Consider the following 17,549-nt stretch of genomic DNA (forward strand, 5'->3'; position numbering starts at 1 on the left):
GAGGGATTCCCTCCCCTTATCACCCCGCCGACACATTCTTACGCCGCTTATCCAAATCCTTCAATAAACGATTAATCTGGCTGTCAGCAAACATCTCTTCCAACGTCGTGGTCAATTTACGCCGCCAGTTTGGATACTCCTCGCTGGTACCAGGAATGTTTACCGGCGTCGCCATATCCAACCAATCTTCTGGTTGCAAACCCAGTAATGCGCTGGCGCTGTCGGCAACATAGCGCTGTAATCCTCGGTTAAGGACTGGGCTCATCGAGAGGAGTGACGCTTTGTGACCTACCCTCTTTGGCAGGCAGCCATAGTGATGTAACCCTTCCAATAACCCTTGCTTAGCCCGTTCCCGATCAAGATAAAGCTGCTTCAATATCTGTTGGTCTGGATATAACCCCAGCTTATTCCCCAACGTCAGATCATCACTTTGCCAATAGCCCCGTAAGGTCGGCAAATCGTGGGTCGTAATGGTGGCCATCGCCTGTGCCGGATAAGACTGCGGCGCACGGAAGGTATTCTCACTGTCATGCTCAAAATAGAGCACTTTGTAGGAATACACCCCACTGTCACGCAGCTTAGCCACAATTTCTACGGGTACCGTGCCTAAATCCTCACCAATCACCATGCAGTGATGACGCTGACTTTCCAGCGCCAATATCGCCAAAAGATCATCGACCGGATATTTAACGTAAGCCCCCTGAGCGGCAGTCTGCCCATAGGGGATCCACCACAGACGCAATAAGGCCATCACATGGTCAATACGCAGAGCGCCACAACTGGTCATATTAGCGCGCAGTAAATCGATAAAGGGTTGGTAGGCACGCGCAACCATGACGTGCGGGTCCATTGGCGGCAACCCCCAGTTCTGGCCCAGCGGCCCTAAAATATCAGGCGGAGCCCCTACCGAGGCTTTCAGGCAATATAACTCGCGGTCACACCAAGTTTCAGCACCGCCTTCAGCCACACCAACGGCTAAATCGCGGTATAAGCCAATCGGCATTTTTCGTGACTGGCTGTTGCGGAAACAGCTATCAAACTGAGTGGCGGCCAACCACTGTAACCATAGATAGAAGGTCACATCACTCGCGTATTCGCGGCAAAAATCAGCCACCGCAGTGCTGTGCCCATCACGGTATTTTTCTGGCCACACCGGCCAGCCCCACATCATTGGGTCTTGTGCACTCAAATGCGCATGTAGCGCATCAAAAGCGGCTTGTTGATGCAGGCTACGACCGCCTTGTTCCACAAACTGGTGGAATGCCTGCATCCGTGCATCTTTTGCTTTACGGGCAGTAAACAGCGGGAATGCCAAACGCAACGCCATCAATTTAAGTTGCATGACCTGCGGATAATCAACCCACTCATTAGCCCGAACTTCAGCCAGCACCTGTTGCGTTTCTGGCTGATGCCACCAGAGTTGCGCCGCTTCGCTATGCTGAAACTCATCCACGCGGTTCACGTCGATATAAACCACGTTTAGCCAGCGTCTTGACGAGGGGCTATAGGGGCTAGCACTCTGTGGATTAGCCGGATACAGCGCATGAATCGGATTCAAACCGATAAAGGCACCACCACGCTCGCCCACTTGCTCCAACATCTGGCTAAGATCACCAAAATCACCGATACCCCAGTTGTGTTCGGAACGCAGGGTATAGAGCTGCACACAAGCGCCCCACAACTTTTTCCCGGCCAGCAACGCATCTGGCTCATAGCAACGTTTCGGTGCCACAATAATTGAACACTGCCACTGTTGTAAGCCTTGTTCAAGAATCAAACGGTGATAACCCTGCGGCAGAGAAGAGGGCAATGTCAGTGTCTTTTTTGCACTGATACGCCCCTGATGCAACTCACCTTTTTCTGTCTGTAATTGCCAGTGATAATCGCCTGAACCCGCCATTGGTAGCTGCATTGGGCTACCAAAAGTAAATACTTTCACCACCGGTAGTGGTGCACTTTCTGTCTGGGTGTCCTGAGGCACGTAGGTACGCCCCATGGCCGCCAACAACTGTTGCTTGGTTTCCGGCAAAATAGCCTGCGGCTTACCATGAGCATTAATGTAGCTGGCGGCTATCCCTGCCAGTGTTGCTGCTTGATCGAGCGATTTACGATCCATGCAGTCTTCTCCTTAACGTTTGGCTTGCCAGATCCGTGATTGGTAATCACGAATTGAACGGTCAGAACTGAACATCCCTACACGGGCAGTGTTAAGAATGGTACGGCGGGTCCATTCATCCTTATCGCGATACAGGGCATCAATTTGCTGCTGTGCCTGACAATATGAGGCAAAATCAACCAATACCAGATAAGGGTCACCCCCTTCCAACAGGCTATGCAGCATCATGTCAAATGCATGTTTATCACCCTGGCTGAACGCACCACTGGCCAGCTCATCCAGAATGCTTTTCAGGTGCGCATCGGCTTTAAGATACTTCTGCGGCTTATAACCTTTCGCCAAAATGGCTTTTACCTGCTCCACGGTGTTACCGAATATAAAGATATTTTCGTCACCCACCTGCTCGGCAATTTCAACGTTAGCCCCATCGAGGGTGCCCACCGTCAATGCACCATTCAGTGCCAGTTTCATGTTGCCAGTGCCGGAGGCTTCTTTACCGGCGGTTGATATTTGCTCGGACACATCCGCCGCTGGGATCATCAATTCTGCAACTGAAACCCGATAATCAGGGATAAAGACCACTTTTAGGCGATCTTTGACGATCGGATCATTGTTGATCTTATCCGCAGCCTGATTGATCGCATAAATGATATTCTTAGCTAAATAATAACCAGGTGCGGCTTTGGCACCAAACAAGAACACACGCGGTGCGATATCCAGATTTGGGTTGTCACGGATCTGGCGGTAGAGCGACAGAATATGTAACAGATTCAAATGCTGACGCTTATATTCATGTAACCGCTTAATCTGCACATCAAAAATGGCCTCTGGGTTAATGGTCAGCCCCATGGTGCGTTTAATATATTCAGCTAACTTAACTTTGTTATCATATTTGATCTGCTGATAACGGCCCCTGAAAGCCTTATCTTCGGCATAAGACTCAAGCCCGGCTAATGCATCCAGATTATTCGCCCATTCCACTTTCAGCGTGTCATCAATCAGGCCAGATAATGCCGGATTACATTGTTTCAACCAACGCCGCGGCGTAATACCATTAGTAACATTATGGAATTTATTTGGCCATAATTGATAATATTCAGGGAACAAGTCCTTGATAACCAAATCAGAATGCAGTTGCGCTACACCGTTGACGGCAAAGCCACTGACCACACACAAATTGGCCATTCGCACCTGTTTATTATGATGAACCGCCAGCTTGGCCCACACCGCTTCATCCCCTGGCCATTGCTTATCCACCACCTTTTTAAACTGCGCATTGATTTGCTTGATGATGACAAAATGGCGTGGCAACAAACTACGCACCAATTTCTCATCCCAACATTCAAGTGCTTCAGGCATCAACGTGTGGTTGGTATAGGCGAAGGTTTTACTGGTGATCGCCCACGCCGCATCCCAGCTTAGCTGATGCTCATCCAGCAGCACTCGCAACATTTCAGGAATAGCGATAGTCGGGTGAGTATCATTCAGTTGAATAACTTCATAGTCCGGTAATTCAGCCAGTTTACGGCCAGCCAGATGGTGCTTACGTAAAATATCCGCCACCGAGCAGGCGCATTGGAAGTATTGCTGCATCAGGCGCAGACGTTTGCCGGCCAGATGGTTATCGTTTGGATACAATACTTTGGTCAGTTTTTCTGCTTCAACGCCATTTTTTTCGGCCAGCAGGAACTTCCCATCATTAAAGTTAGTTAAATCAAATGGATGTTGATGAGTCGCCTGCCAGAGACGCAACGGTTGAGTAACACCATTGCGAAAACCCAGCACCGGTAAATCCCAAGCTTCACCACGCAAGGTGAAGGCCGGACGCCATACCTGACGGCCATCAGCGAGTTTTTCTAACTTGCCAGCAAAACCGACGTCAACCGCCAACGCGGCATTGTGGCGGAACCACGGATAACTCTCGCGCTGCCAGTTGTCTGGGGCTTCCTGTTGTTTACATTCACTGAAAGATTGGCGGAACAGACCGTATTGATAATTCAACCCATAACCGGTGGCGGGTTGCTCAACGGTTGCCATCGAATCAAGGAAACAGGCCGCCAAACGCCCAAGACCGCCATTGCCCAACGCAGGATCAGTTTCCTGCTCCAGCAAGTCACACAGGTTAATTTGCTGCTCGGCCAGCAACGCCTCGACTTGATCATACCAACCCAGATTAATCAGGTTGTTTGCCGTTAAACGACCAATTAAGAACTCCATTGAAATGTAGTTAACATGCCGTTGGACTTTCTGGGGTTTGCCTGGTGCAGGCTGAGCCGCCAATTGTTCGGCTAACGCCGCGCTGACAGCCTCCCACCATTGGTGTTGAGTCATTTGCTGAGCTGAAGTTAGGCCAAAGCGCTGCCACTGGCGGGTCAGTGCGGCCAGGAAATCGTCCTTTTTAAGCGTAGGCTGTGACATAGGGAGTCTCTATCCTGTGAGTGGGGTAATTTTACCCTTATCCTGCCAATGAGAACGGGCAAGAGCATCATCCTGCCGGGGGATTAGCTGGGGATGAGTCGCAGGGCGTAGCTAAAATTGTGATCCGGTGCAACTTACAGCCATAGGAAACATTAACTCTATTGCAATAATATGGCCGTTATCAGACCTTAGCAGTGCTGATTAATTACGAGGCTAAAAATAATTACTCTTATGAATGCCTGTAACATTTCATTACAAATGGACATATCAATCGCCAGGACGTCTTCTCACCGGATATTAGTTAAACCGGACACAGCATGCTGATCCCCTCAAAACTGAGCCGCCCGGTACGGCTGCAAAATACCGTGATACGCGACCGCTTGTTGGTTAAATTATCAGGTGTCGCGAACTATCGTTTGACATTAATCAATTGCCCGGCAGGATACGGCAAGACGACCTTGATCGCTCAGTGGGCAGCCGACCAATCTGATCTTGGCTGGTATTCACTGGATGAAAGTGACAATCAGCCAGAGCGTTTCGCCTCTTATCTGATTGCTGCTGTGCAGTTAGCAACTGGCGGCCATTGCAGTAAAAGTGAAGCGCTCAGCCAAAAGCATCAATACGCCAGCCTTTCAGCGCTGTTCGCGCAATTATTTATTGAGTTGTCCGATTGGGACGGCCCGCTTTATCTGGTTATCGATGATTATCATCTGATTACCAATGACGCTATTCATGAAGCTATGCGTTTCTTCCTGCGACATCAGCCAGAAAATATGACGCTGATCCTGCTATCCCGCACCTTGCCACCCCTGGGAATTGCTAACCTGCGGGTGCGCGACCAGTTGCTGGAATTAGGCATGCAGCAACTGGCATTTAATCATCAGGAAGCGCAGCAATTTTTTGATTGCCGCCTGTCCGTACCACTGGAACAAGGTGATAGCAGCCGCTTGTGTGATGAAGTTGAAGGCTGGGCCACTGCGCTGCAACTGATAGCACTGTCATCGCGTCAACCCAACTCATCCGCGCAAAAATCGGCAAAACGCCTGGCAGGGTTAAATGCCAGCCATTTGTCAGACTATCTGGTCGATGAAGTATTGGATCAGGTGGATAGCAATTCCCGTGCTTTTCTACTGCGTTGCTCGGTATTACGTTCCATGAATGATGCCCTGATTGTGCGCCTGACCGGAGAAGATAACGGTCAGCAACGGCTGGAAGAGTTGGAGCGCCAAGGGTTATTTATTCATCGTATGGATGATAGTGGTGAATGGTTCTGCTTCCACCCACTATTTGCCACTTTCTTGCGCCAGCGCTGCCAGTGGGAATTGGCGTTGGAGTTACCGGAATTGCATCACTCAGCCGCTGAAGGCTGGATGGCGCTGGGCTACCCGGCTGAAGCAATCCACCATGCGTTGGCCGCAGGTGATGTTGGCATGTTACGTGATATTTTACTGCAACATGCCTGGACGCTGTTTAACCACAGTGAGTTGGCGCTGCTGGAGCAATGCCTGGTCGCCCTGCCTTACTCTTTATTGGTACAGAATCCAGAACTGGCACTGTTACAAGCCTGGCTGGCGCAAAGCCAACACCGTTATGGTGAGGTGAATACTCTGCTCGAACGCGCTGAATCGGCAATGCAAGAGCGCAAAATTCCTATCGATGAGATTTTACGCGCTGAGTTTGATGCCCTGCGTGCTCAGGTGGCTATCAATGCCGGTAAACCGGATGAAGCCGAAAAACTGGCAACTGATGCGCTGAAATATCTGCCGATGGCGAACTTTTATAGCCGTATTGTGGCCACTTCCGTAACCGGTGAAGTTCATCACTGTAAAGGGGAGCTAAGCCGTGCACTGCCCATGATGCAGCAAACCGAGCAAATGGCACGCCGCCACGAAGCCTATCACTATGCCTTATGGGCATTGCTACAACAGAGCGAAATCCTGATTGCGCAAGGTTTCCTGCAAGCCGCTTATGAAACGCAAGATAAAGCCTTTGATTTGATTCATGAACAACACCTTGAGCAGTTGCCGATGCATGAATTCCTGCTGCGTATTCGCTCGCAAATCTTATGGTCGTGGTCACGGCTGGATGAAGCTGAAGAAGCGGCACGCAAAGGCATCGAGATTCTGGTCAATTACCAACCCCAGCAGCAATTGCAGTGTTTGGCGATGCTGGCAAAATGTTCACTGGCGCGTGGCGATCTGGATAACGCCAATATGTATATCCAGCGTTGCGAAGCCCTGCAACACGGCAGCCAGTATCATCTCGACTGGATAACCAATGCCGATAAGCCACGGGTTATTCACTGGCAGATGACCGGGGACAAAGTCGCCGCCGCAAATTGGCTGCGCCAGGCAGAAAAACCAGGGATGGCGGATAATCACTTTTTACAGGGGCAGTGGCGCAATATCGCGCGAATACAGATCATGCTAGGGCGTTTTAATGAAGCCGAAGTGGTATTGGATGAACTGAACGAAAATGCCCGCCGCCTCCGTTTAACCAGTGACCTCAACCGTAATCTGTTGTTAAGCAATATTCTTTACTGGCAAACCGAACGTAAAAGCGAGGCCCAGAAAGCGCTAATTGAATCACTGTCATTGGCTAACCGCACTGGTTTCATCAGCCATTTCGTGATTGAAGGTGAAGTTATGGCGCAGCAGTTGCGCCAACTGATTCAGCTTAATGCGTTACCTGAATTGGAGCAGCACCGTGCTCAGCGGATACTGAAAGATATTAACCAGCACCATCGGCATAAATTCGCCCATTTTGATGAGATATTTGTCGATAAACTGCTAACTCACCCGCAAGTACCGGAACTGATCCGTACCAGCCCGCTAACCCAGCGCGAATGGCAGGTATTGGGGCTGATTTACTCCGGTTACAGTAATGAACAAATCGCCGGTGAGCTGGAAGTGGCAGCTACCACCATTAAAACCCATATCCGTAATTTATATCAAAAACTGGGTGTTGCTCACCGCCAGGAAGCGGTACAACAGGCACAGCGTTTGCTACAGATGATGGGTTATGTTTGATTATTTTTTCTAGTTATAGCAATAAGTTACCACTGTACTGCAATTTACATTAAACGAATGTTGTTGCGGTCAGTGGTCTTTGGCAATAATATTTTTATATTAATAATATTATCAGCTATAACTGTTGATTTTTTAATATCCTTGGGGGTTGAAACAACATCTCGTGATTGAAAAGACAAGTGAAAAATAGCCATATATTCTTTCATTTCATTTTTACAACAAAAATCCCCACCTCATTGAAATATTTAATGAATCTCAGCAATGACTTTAATATCGGGTTAGTATTGAAACAGGTATTCTTTTTCTCCACCTTAATATTATCATTATAAATAGCAGTCTGATATTATGCACTTGATAAACGGAATAGCTTTATTCCAAACAAGCCATATATATTAATAACAATAGATTCAATTTATTAATTCTATAAAAAAACACAATATATTGCATTTGAACTAGAGACAATAATAACATTACAGTTAGTCTGGTATTTATCAGCTAAAAAATGATTATAATCGCGCATTGGCATTTTCTCTCTAAATGCATTTTTGTAAGGTAAAGAAAAATGGAACAGTTTGAAACCATCAGTGTTGAGCAGGCTCATCGCCACCTGAAAGAGAATACCGCCGTATTAGTCGATATCCGCGATCCACAGAGTTATGAGGCGGGCCATGCACCCACTGCGTTCCATTTGACCAATAACAGCCTACATACCTTTATGCAACAAACTGATTTTGAACAGTCGGTGATGGTGATGTGCTACCACGGCAATAGCAGCAAAGGGGCAGCGCAATATTTGCTCCAGCAAGGCTTTGAGGCGGTTTACAGTATTGACGGTGGCTTTGAGGCTTGGGCCAAAGGCTATCCGCAAGAAATCATTCGTGAAAATGTCTGATTTTGTTATCTGTTTGTAGCTTGCGATTCGCCACAGCCGACCAGATTGTGATATTTTTAAGCACTTTAATCGCATTCATAATATCTATACCCAAAATCATTAGTGTTGCAGGTAGGCAACAAGCGAACACCGCTTACAACCCTGCGGCTTCAGATACGAAAGGTATAGACGGTAATGGGCAATATGATTCGTGTAATAGCAATCTCTAATCCGCGCCTGGCGCAGGCCTTTGTGGATTATATGGCCACTCGCAATGTGGTCTTGGAAGTTCGGCCTGATACTCAGGGTTCAGAGATCTGGCTCGCCGATGACGAGCAATTGCCCTTGGTACAGCAGGAGCTGGAGCAGTTTTTGCTGGAGCCACTCAATCCACGCTATCAGGCCGCAAGCTGGCAATCGGGTAATTTACACTCAAATTTATCCTATCAGCGCTTTTCCTACTTGCAGACGCTGCGCAGTCAGGCCGGCCCACTGACATTGAGTGTCATGGTGCTATGCATCGCCATTTATATTCTGATGCAGATTGTCGGCGATGCGGCGGTGATGTCATGGCTTGCCTGGCCCCGTGACGAGAGCCAATACCTACAACTTTGGCGTTGGGTCAGCCATGGTTTTTTACACTTTTCGCTACTGCATATCTTGTTTAACCTGATGTGGTGGTGGTATCTGGCAGGGCAAATGGAAAAACGGCTTGGCACCGGTAAATTGCTGGTATTAACTGTTGTTTCGGCCCTGTTCAGCGGCTGGGGGCAATCGCTGTTTAGCGGTGTGAATTTTGGCGGTCTGTCTGGTGTGGTATATGCCTTAATGGGTTATGTCTGGCTGACCGGCGAACGCGCACCTGAGCGCGGTATCTCGTTGCCAAGAGGTTTAATGGCTTTTTCTGTTCTCTGGCTGATTGCCGGTTATTTCGATGTTTTAGGTTTGTCGATTGCTAATGCAGCTCACGTTTCAGGTTTGATTATTGGGTTATTAATGGCATTTTGGGATACGCGCAGCAGCGTAAGAACCACACAATAACCGCCTGGAGCAACCAGGCGCATTAGGGGATTACCGTGAAGCAAACGCAGCGGCATGATGCGATTATTGAATTAGTACGCCAACAAGGCTACGTCAGTACTGAAGAGTTAGTAGAACATTTTGCCGTTAGCCCACAAACCATCCGGCGTGATTTGAATGATTTGGCTGACCAAAACAAAATTCATCGCCATCATGGTGGTGCAGCACTTCCTTCCAGCTCGGTTAATGCCGCCTATAACGATCGTAAAGTGATGTGGTCAGAAGAAAAGGCGCGTATTGCCCAGCGTGTTGCTAGCCAGATCCCCGATGGTGCAACACTGTTTATTGATATCGGCACGACGCCAGAAGCGGTCGCCCACGCGCTGATGAACCATAAGGGGCTACGGGTAGTAACCAATAATCTTAACGTTGCTACCTTGCTAACGGCCAAAGAGGATTTCCGGCTGATTCTGGCAGGTGGTGAAGTTCGTACCCGCGATGGCGGGATTATTGGTGAAGCCACACTGGATTTCATCTCTCAGTTCCGTCTTGATTACGGCATCCTCGGCATCAGTGGTATTGATATGGACGGCTCGCTCTTGGAGTTTGATTATCATGAAGTGCGCACCAAGCGAGCGATTATCGAGAACTCCCGTTGTGTGATGCTGGTGACCGACCACTCCAAGTTTGGCCGTAACGCGATGGTGAATTTGGGGAACATGAATTTGATTGATTATCTGTTTACTGATCAGGCGCCTCCTCCGAGTGTGATGAAGATTATTGAGCAGCATCAGGTTCAATTGGAGTTGTGTTAGTCGTTAAATTTTAGTTTTGGTGATCCGGTGCGGTTGTTAAGTCAACTCAAGTGATCTAACAACCGAATCGGACCACAGAACACCGAACAACCAAACCTAATCACCAAACCTAATCACCAAATCCAAATCCAAATCCAGTCCTTCCTCCCACATTTTGATAACAAAATTGTTACCTCCATCACGGGGGAATGTTTTTTTTTGGTTAACTCTTGGCTTATTTGTTGGTTTTTGATTACAATCGTGAGCGAAAACGAACATTAAAGAGCTATTCCGAACATCTGGAGGAAGGAAGCATGGAAACCAAAGACTTGATCGTGATCGGTGGCGGCATTAATGGTGCCGGTATCGCTGCTGATGCGGCAGGGCGTGGCCTGTCCGTTCTGCTGCTGGAAGCGCAAGACTTGGCCTGTGCTACGTCTTCCGCCAGCTCCAAACTTATCCACGGTGGTCTGCGCTATCTGGAACACTATGAATTCCGTCTGGTAAGTGAAGCACTGGCCGAACGTGAAGTATTATTGAAACTGGCACCGCATATTGCGTTTCCAATGCGTTTTCGTTTGCCGCATCAACCCCACCTGCGCCCAGCCTGGATGATCCGCACCGGTTTGTTCCTGTACGATCACTTGGGCAAACGTACCAGTTTGCCTGCCAGTAAAGGGCTGCGTTTTGGACCAGAATCGGTATTGAAACCAGAATTGGTGCGCGGTTTCGAATATTCTGACTGCTGGGTCGATGATGCCCGTCTGGTGGTGCTGAATGCACAAGAAGTGGTCGAGCGCGGCGGTGAAGTTCGCACCCGTACCAAAGTGACTCGCGCCTGGCGTGAACAAGGTCTATGGGTGGTTGAAGCCATTGATGTGAATACTGGCAAAACCTTTACCTGCCGGGCCAAAGGCTTGGTAAATGCCACCGGCCCGTGGGTTAAGCAATTCTTCGACGACGGCCTGAAGCTGAAATCACCTTATGGCATTCGCTTGATCAAAGGCAGCCATATTGTCGTACCACGGGTTCATAATCAGCCGCAGGCCTATATTCTGCAAAACGAAGACCACCGTATTGTTTTCGTCATTCCGTGGTTAGATGAATATTCCATCATCGGCACCACAGACGTGGAATACCACGGTGATCCGAAAGAGGTGAAAATCGACTCACAAGAGATCGATTACCTGCTGAAAGTGTATAACGATCACTTTAAAAAGCAGTTGGGTCGCGACGATATCGTGTGGACCTACTCAGGTGTGCGCCCGCTATGTGACGATGAATCAGATTCACCACAAGCCGTCACCCGCGACTACACGTTGGATGTAGCCGATGAAGACGGTAAAGCGCCACTGCTCTCTGTATTTGGCGGCAAACTGACTACCTATCGCAAACTGGCAGAACACGCGCTGGAAAAACTGTCTGGCTACTATCCGAATGTTGGCCCGGCATGGACCAAGACTGGCGCGTTACCGGGCGGGGATCTTGGCGGCAGCCGTGATAACTATACTGTTCAGTTGCGCCATCGCTATAACTGGTTGCCTGAAGGGCTGGCCCGCCGCTATACCCATACCTATGGTAGCCATAGCGAACTAATTTTGGCAGAAGCGACCAGTATCGAAAGCTTGGGTGAACATTTCGGCCATGGCTTATACGAAGCAGAATTGCGCTATCTGGTTGAAAAAGAATGGGTTGTTGAACTGGATGATGCAATTTGGCGCCGTACCAAGTTAGGTATGGCTCTGGACGATGCACAGAAACAGCGCATTGCCCAATGGTTGGCGCAAGTACAGGCCGGGAAACAACAGACATTATCGCTGGTTTCCTGATAACCCATCCGGCGCGTCGATCTGTTTAAAAAAACCCTCTTCACTGTTGAAGAGGGTTTTTATTATTAACTCAGTGGATATAACTACAGCCTGATAGGTTTAATATGCCAAATCTCATTGGCATATTCCTCAATGGTACGATCTGAAGAGAAGTAACCCATATTGGCAATATTGAGTAACGTTTTGCGCGTCCATTCGTCCGAATGACGATATAGATTATCAACTTGCTCCTGAGTATCCACATAGCTGCGATAATCGGCCAATAGCTGGTAGTGATCACCAAAATTGACCAGTGAATCGAACAAGCTGGTATAGCGTTTAGGGTCTTCTGGACTAAAGGTGCCCGTCGCCATTTGCGTCAATGCCAGATGCAGTTCAGGATCTTCATCGTAATATTTCCGCGGGTTATAACCGTTGTTGCGCAGCGCTTCGACCTGTTCGGTGGTGTTACCGAAGATAAAGATATTCTTTTCGCCCACATGTTCGCGGATTTCGACGTTGGCCCCATCCAGTGTGCCGATTGTCAGCGCCCCGTTAAGAGCAAACTTCATATTACTGGTACCTGAAGCCTCGGTTCCCGCCAGCGAAATCTGTTCCGATAGGTCTGCGGCCGGAATGATCAACTGCGCCAAACTCACGCTATAGTTCGGAATAAATACCACTTTAAGCAGATTATTAATCCGAGGATCATTGTTGATCACTTTCGCTACATCGTTGATCAACCGAATGATTTGCTTAGCATTGTAATACGCTGATGCCGCTTTACCGGCAAAAATCACCACGCGTGGCACCCATTTATCATCCGGTGCTTCGAGAATACGGTTATAGCGAGTGATAACGTGCAACACATTCAGCAGTTGCCGTTTGTACTCATGAATACGCTTGATCTGTACATCAAACAGCGCCGCCGGATTAACCACAATATTGAGTTTTTCCGCAATGTAAATCGCCAGCCGTTTTTTGTTCTCCAGCTTGGCCTTTTGTAATGCCTGCAAGAAGCTGGGGTAATCGAGGTTTTTTTCCAGTTCACTGAGTTGGCTAAGATCAGTCCGCCAATGATGACCGATACTCTCATCCAGAACTTTCGCCAGTGGCCGGTTAGCCAGCCCCAGCCAACGCCGTGGTGTCACTCCGTTGGTTTTATTGCAGAAGCGATTAGGGAAAATGTGAGCGAAATCGGCAAACAGCGACTGCACCATAAGCTCGGAATGCAGGGCAGACACACCGTTAACTTTATGGCTGGCGATCACCGCAAGCCATGCCATTCGTACCTTCCGCCCATGAGTTTCATCAATAATAGAGACCCGTGATAACAGTTCGGGTTCAGACGGATATTGTTCCTGTACCAGTTTGAGGAAATGATCATTGATATCAAAAATGATTTGCAGATGGCGCGGCAGGATCTTGCCGATCATGTCGATTGGCCAAGTTTCCAGCGCTTCGGTCATCAACGTGTGATTGGTGTATGAGAACACCTGCTGCACAACATCCCATGCCTCCATCCAACTAAACTTATGTTCGTCGATCAACAGACGCATCATTTCAGGAATGGAAAGGACTGGGTGAGTATCATTGAGATGAATAGCAATCTTATCTGCCAGATTATCGAATGTTTGGTGCATGGCCCAGTGGCGGCTGAGGATATCCTGCACCGTCGCCGACACGAGAAAGTACTCTTGTCGTAAACGTAATTCACGGCCGGAATAGGTAGAGTCATCGGGATACAGCACTCGTGATACGTTTTCTGAATGGTTTTTATCTTCAACCGCAGCAAAGTAATCACCCTGATTGAATTTACCCAGATTTATTTCATTACTGGCCTGCGCGGACCATAAGCGCAGTGTATTAGTGGCATCCGTATCAAAGCCGGGGATGATTTGATCATAAGCACAGGCAAGGATTTCTTCGGTTTCCAGCCAGCGGGTTTTACTGCCTTCCTGCTGAATTCGCCCACCGAAGCGCACTTTATAGCGGGTATTATGACGTGGGAATTCCCAGGCATTGCCGTATTCCAGCCAGTTATCTGGCGACTCCATCTGTTGACCATCCACTATTTTCTGGCTGAACATGCCATATTCGTAGCGGATGCCGTAGCCACGGCCCGGTAGTGCCAACGTTGCCAATGAATCCAGAAAGCATGCCGCCAGTCGGCCCAAGCCACCATTGCCTAATCCAGGGTCGTTTTCTTCTTGCAATAACTCAGACAGGTTAAGGCCCATCTCGTCCAGTGCCTGTTCGATATCTTCATAAATCCCCATCGATAGCAGTGCATTAGAAAGCGTTCGCCCCAACAGAAACTCCATCGATAGATAGTAAACCTGACGCACATCTTGTGATAATTGCGCACGGTTAGAACGCAGCCAGCGCTCTACCATCCGATCACGTACCGCAAACAATGTCGCATTCAGCCAGTCGTGCTGAGTCGCAATCGAGGGATCTTTGCCAACAATAAACATCAATTTGTAGGCAATCGAGTGTTTCAGCGCATCCACACTGACAACGGGTGAGGTATAACTGAACGGTGATGTCATAGCGGTTTTCCCAATTCGTGGTTACAACAAATCGACAATTAGAGACGCCGATAAAGTGACAGATATTGACCAGCAGCTACTTGCCAACCAAAGTCCAACCCCATTGCATGGCGCTGAACATGACGCCAATGTTTTGGCCGGCTCCACAGAACAAAAGCACGGCGTATTGCCCGCACCAATGCCTGCGCATCGCATTCATCAAACACAAACCCCGAGGCGCTGCCATCCGCCAGATTTTCCAGCGCGCAATCCACCACGGTATCTGCCAACCCGCCCGTATGCCGGACCAGTGGCAAAGTGCCATATTTCAAACCATATAACTGCGTTAACCCACAAGGTTCAAAGCGGCTAGGCACCAGGATCACATCTGCACCGGCAATGATTCGGTGAGAAAATGCCTCGTGATAACCAATTTGTACCCCAACCTGGCCGGAATAGTCTGCCGCTGCCGCCAAAAACGCCTCTTGTAGAATGGCATCTCCCGCCCCCAAGACCGCCAATTGCCCACCCAACTTCAGTAATTCAGGCAAAGCGTCCAACACCAAATCCAACCCTTTTTGCTCAGTCAATCTACTGACCACGGCAAAAACAGGTTTCTTATCTGTCACCTCCAACCCCATCGTCGTTTGCAGATGCACTTTGTTGATGGCTTTTTCTTGCAGGTTCTCTGCGTCATAGCAGGCATGCAGCAAGGTATCACTCTGTGGATCCCAAATATTGCCATCCACCCCGTTAAGAATGCCGGTCAAACGCCCCTGACTGGCACGCTCTTGCAGTAGCCCTTCCATGCCGTAACCAAAAGCAGGTTGGGTAATCTCTTTGGCGTAGGTTGGGCTGACGGTGGTGACATGATCAGCAAAGAACAACCCGGCTTTCAGATAGGAAATTTGACCGTAGAATTCCAGCCCGTACATTTGGAAAAATGCAGCAGGAAGTTGTAGTTCAGCCAAATGATGCCCTGAAAATAGCCCCTGATAAGCCAAATTATGGACGGTAAATACCGACCGTGCTGGTCTACCACGCGCGGCCAGATAAGCGCAGGCCAGCCCAGCGTGCCAGTCATGGGCATGCACGACCTCTGGACGCCAGTAGCCATCCAGCCCACAAGCCAGTTCACACGCCATCCACCCCAGCAAGGCAAAGCGGCGATAGTTATCGGCATAGGCATTCAACGACTGGTCGTGGTAAGGGCTGCCAGCTCGGTCATACAACCACGGCGCATCAATAAGATAGATGCCAATACCCTCATAATGGCCGTAACGCAGAGAGACTCGCCCAGCAAAGGTGTCGATCTCCCGGACCAGTACAGTATCTGGTATACCACGGTGCAAATCAGGGAAGCCCGGTAGCATGACCCGAACATCAGCCCCTTCAGCAATTTGTGCGGCAGGTAAAGCGCCGACAACATCAGCCAATCCCCCTGTTTTCAACAAAGGGAATAACTCAGAACATACGTGTAGAACCCGCATCATTTTTCCTGATCCTTCCATTTGGTTTTGGCTTACGTCTAATCTAATAAACTAGAAATGAACCAAATGGGCGTTATTGTTGCAGCCAATTTGAACGCGGACAGCGCGCAAAAACCGGAGCGTACACGTAGTACGTGAGGATTTTTAGCACCGCCCAAGTTCAAAATGGCAAATAAAATAGCCCTATTTTGCGGCCAACTTAGCCAGCATCGCACGCGTCACTAACACCACTCCCCCCTCAGAACGATAAAAACGGGCGCTATCTTCATCGGCGTTCTCCCCGATAACCATCCCTTCAGGGATATGACAGGCGCGATCAATAATGCAGCGACGTAAACGGCACGAGCGGCCAACATTGACATCAGGCAGCAATACCGTGGAATCAATGGTACAAAACGAATTCACCCGCACCCGTGGGAACAACACCGAGTGCACCACTACCGAGCCAGACACAATACAACCACCAGACACCAGCGAATTCATGGTCATGCCATGACTACCTGAGCGATCCTGGACAAACTTAGCCGGCGGCAAAGGTTCCATATGGGTACGAATTGGCCAGGCACGGTCATACATATCCAGCTCAGGTGTTACCGATGCTAAATCGAGGTTGGCCCGCCAGTAGGCATCCAATGTCCCAACATCACGCCAATAAGGCGGCAATTCAGCATTGGATGTCACACAGGATAGATCAAATGGATGTGCCCAAGCCGCCTTCTGCTCGGTAAGCTTGGGAATCAAATCTTTACCAAAATCATGCGTCGAGCCGGGGGTATTCATATCTTCTTCTAATAACTTGAATAGATAATTGGCATTAAAAATATAGATCCCCATACTGGCTAACGCCATATCTGGCCGCCCAGGCATTGAAGGTGGGTTCGCAGGTTTTTCAAAGAACGCCGTTATCTGGTAATCCTCGTCTACCTCCATCACCCCAAACTCATGGGCCTCGTTAATCGGGACGGGGATACAAGCAACGGTACACTCAGCACCTTTCTCCACATGGTCAATAAGCATGCGCGAGTAATCCATCTTGTAGATGTGATCACCGGCCAGAATGACGACATATTCCGCCTCATAGCGGCGGATAATATCCAGATTTTGATAAACTGCATCCGCAGTACCTTTGTACCAATGCTCGGTACTCAAACGTTGTTGGGCAGGCAATAAATCAACAAACTCGTTCATCTCCTCATTGAGGAATGACCAACCACGTTGAATATGCTGCACCAGAGTATGAGACTGGTACTGGGTAATGACACCGATACGGCGAATACCTGAATTCAGGCAGTTAGAGAGCGCAAAATCGATGATACGGAACTTGCCACCAAAATGTACTGCAGGTTTGGCACGGGTGGCGGTCAAATCTTTCAGGCGAGAACCACGACCTCCGGCCAGAATCAGCGCCACAGACTTATTCGGTAATTGTCTGGCTAACATCAACGGATCTTTATTTTCGAATTTAACCATGG

The 17,549-nt window shown here is 48.9% G+C and carries 10 protein-coding genes; 5 read left to right on the top strand and 5 right to left on the bottom strand.

The features are described 5' to 3' along the window. Window positions 1-19 precede the first annotated feature (19 nt). Both malQ and malP read right to left on the bottom strand, forming a co-directional pair. A complete protein-coding gene (gene malQ / locus A6J67_RS02200; protein ID WP_050297617.1) occupies window positions 20-2,116 on the bottom strand; it encodes a 4-alpha-glucanotransferase in 2,097 nt (698 codons plus the stop codon). Window positions 2,117-2,128: 12 nt separating this feature from the next. Next, window positions 2,129-4,534: a maltodextrin phosphorylase gene (malP, locus tag A6J67_RS02205; RefSeq protein ID WP_080608025.1), complete on the bottom strand. Its 2,406-nt coding sequence runs from the start codon at window positions 4,532-4,534 to the stop codon at window positions 2,129-2,131. Between the two features lie 317 nt (window positions 4,535-4,851). Between malP and malT the strand changes: the two genes are divergently transcribed. The 5 genes from malT to glpD all read left to right on the top strand — a co-directional run bounded on the left by malT (window position 4,852) and on the right by glpD (window position 12,077). After that, window positions 4,852-7,563 carry an HTH-type transcriptional regulator MalT gene (gene malT / locus A6J67_RS02210; RefSeq protein ID WP_005186065.1) on the top strand — a complete coding sequence of 904 codons (2,712 nt, stop codon included), beginning with the start codon at window positions 4,852-4,854 and terminating at the stop codon, window positions 7,561-7,563. 562 nt (window positions 7,564-8,125) lie between these two features. Further along, a complete protein-coding gene (gene glpE, locus A6J67_RS02215) occupies window positions 8,126-8,455 on the top strand; it encodes a thiosulfate sulfurtransferase GlpE (protein WP_005186054.1) in 330 nt (109 codons plus the stop codon). A gap of 183 nt (window positions 8,456-8,638) precedes the next feature. After that, entirely contained in the window at window positions 8,639-9,475 is an 837-nt protein-coding gene (gene glpG / locus A6J67_RS02220) for a rhomboid family intramembrane serine protease GlpG (protein WP_080608456.1), read from the top strand. 35 nt (window positions 9,476-9,510) lie between these two features. Then, complete coding sequence (locus tag A6J67_RS02225; protein WP_005186048.1) at window positions 9,511-10,269, top strand: DeoR/GlpR family transcriptional regulator; 759 nt, start codon at window positions 9,511-9,513, stop codon at window positions 10,267-10,269. A gap of 293 nt (window positions 10,270-10,562) precedes the next feature. Further along, the gene (gene glpD / locus A6J67_RS02230) at window positions 10,563-12,077 is read left to right on the top strand and encodes a glycerol-3-phosphate dehydrogenase (RefSeq protein WP_032906564.1); all 1,515 of its coding nucleotides are present in this window, start codon (window positions 10,563-10,565) and stop codon (window positions 12,075-12,077) included. A gap of 83 nt (window positions 12,078-12,160) precedes the next feature. Here glpD and glgP read toward each other — a convergent pair whose 3' ends face one another. The 3 genes from glgP to glgC all read right to left on the bottom strand — a co-directional run bounded on the left by glgP (window position 12,161) and on the right by glgC (window position 17,547). After that, window positions 12,161-14,608, bottom strand: coding sequence for a glycogen phosphorylase (gene glgP / locus A6J67_RS02235; protein ID WP_005186043.1), 2,448 nt, complete (start codon window positions 14,606-14,608; stop codon window positions 12,161-12,163). Between the two features lie 38 nt (window positions 14,609-14,646). Beyond that, the gene (gene glgA, locus A6J67_RS02240; protein WP_032906612.1) at window positions 14,647-16,077 is read right to left on the bottom strand and encodes a glycogen synthase GlgA; all 1,431 of its coding nucleotides are present in this window, start codon (window positions 16,075-16,077) and stop codon (window positions 14,647-14,649) included. Window positions 16,078-16,260: 183 nt separating this feature from the next. Continuing rightward, window positions 16,261-17,547, bottom strand: coding sequence for a glucose-1-phosphate adenylyltransferase (gene glgC / locus A6J67_RS02245; protein ID WP_005186037.1), 1,287 nt, complete (start codon window positions 17,545-17,547; stop codon window positions 16,261-16,263). Window positions 17,548-17,549 lie beyond the last annotated feature (2 nt).

This window comes from Yersinia sp. FDAARGOS_228 (genome assembly GCF_002073315.2).
GTDB classification, from domain to species: Bacteria; Pseudomonadota; Gammaproteobacteria; order Enterobacterales; family Enterobacteriaceae; genus Yersinia; species Yersinia intermedia.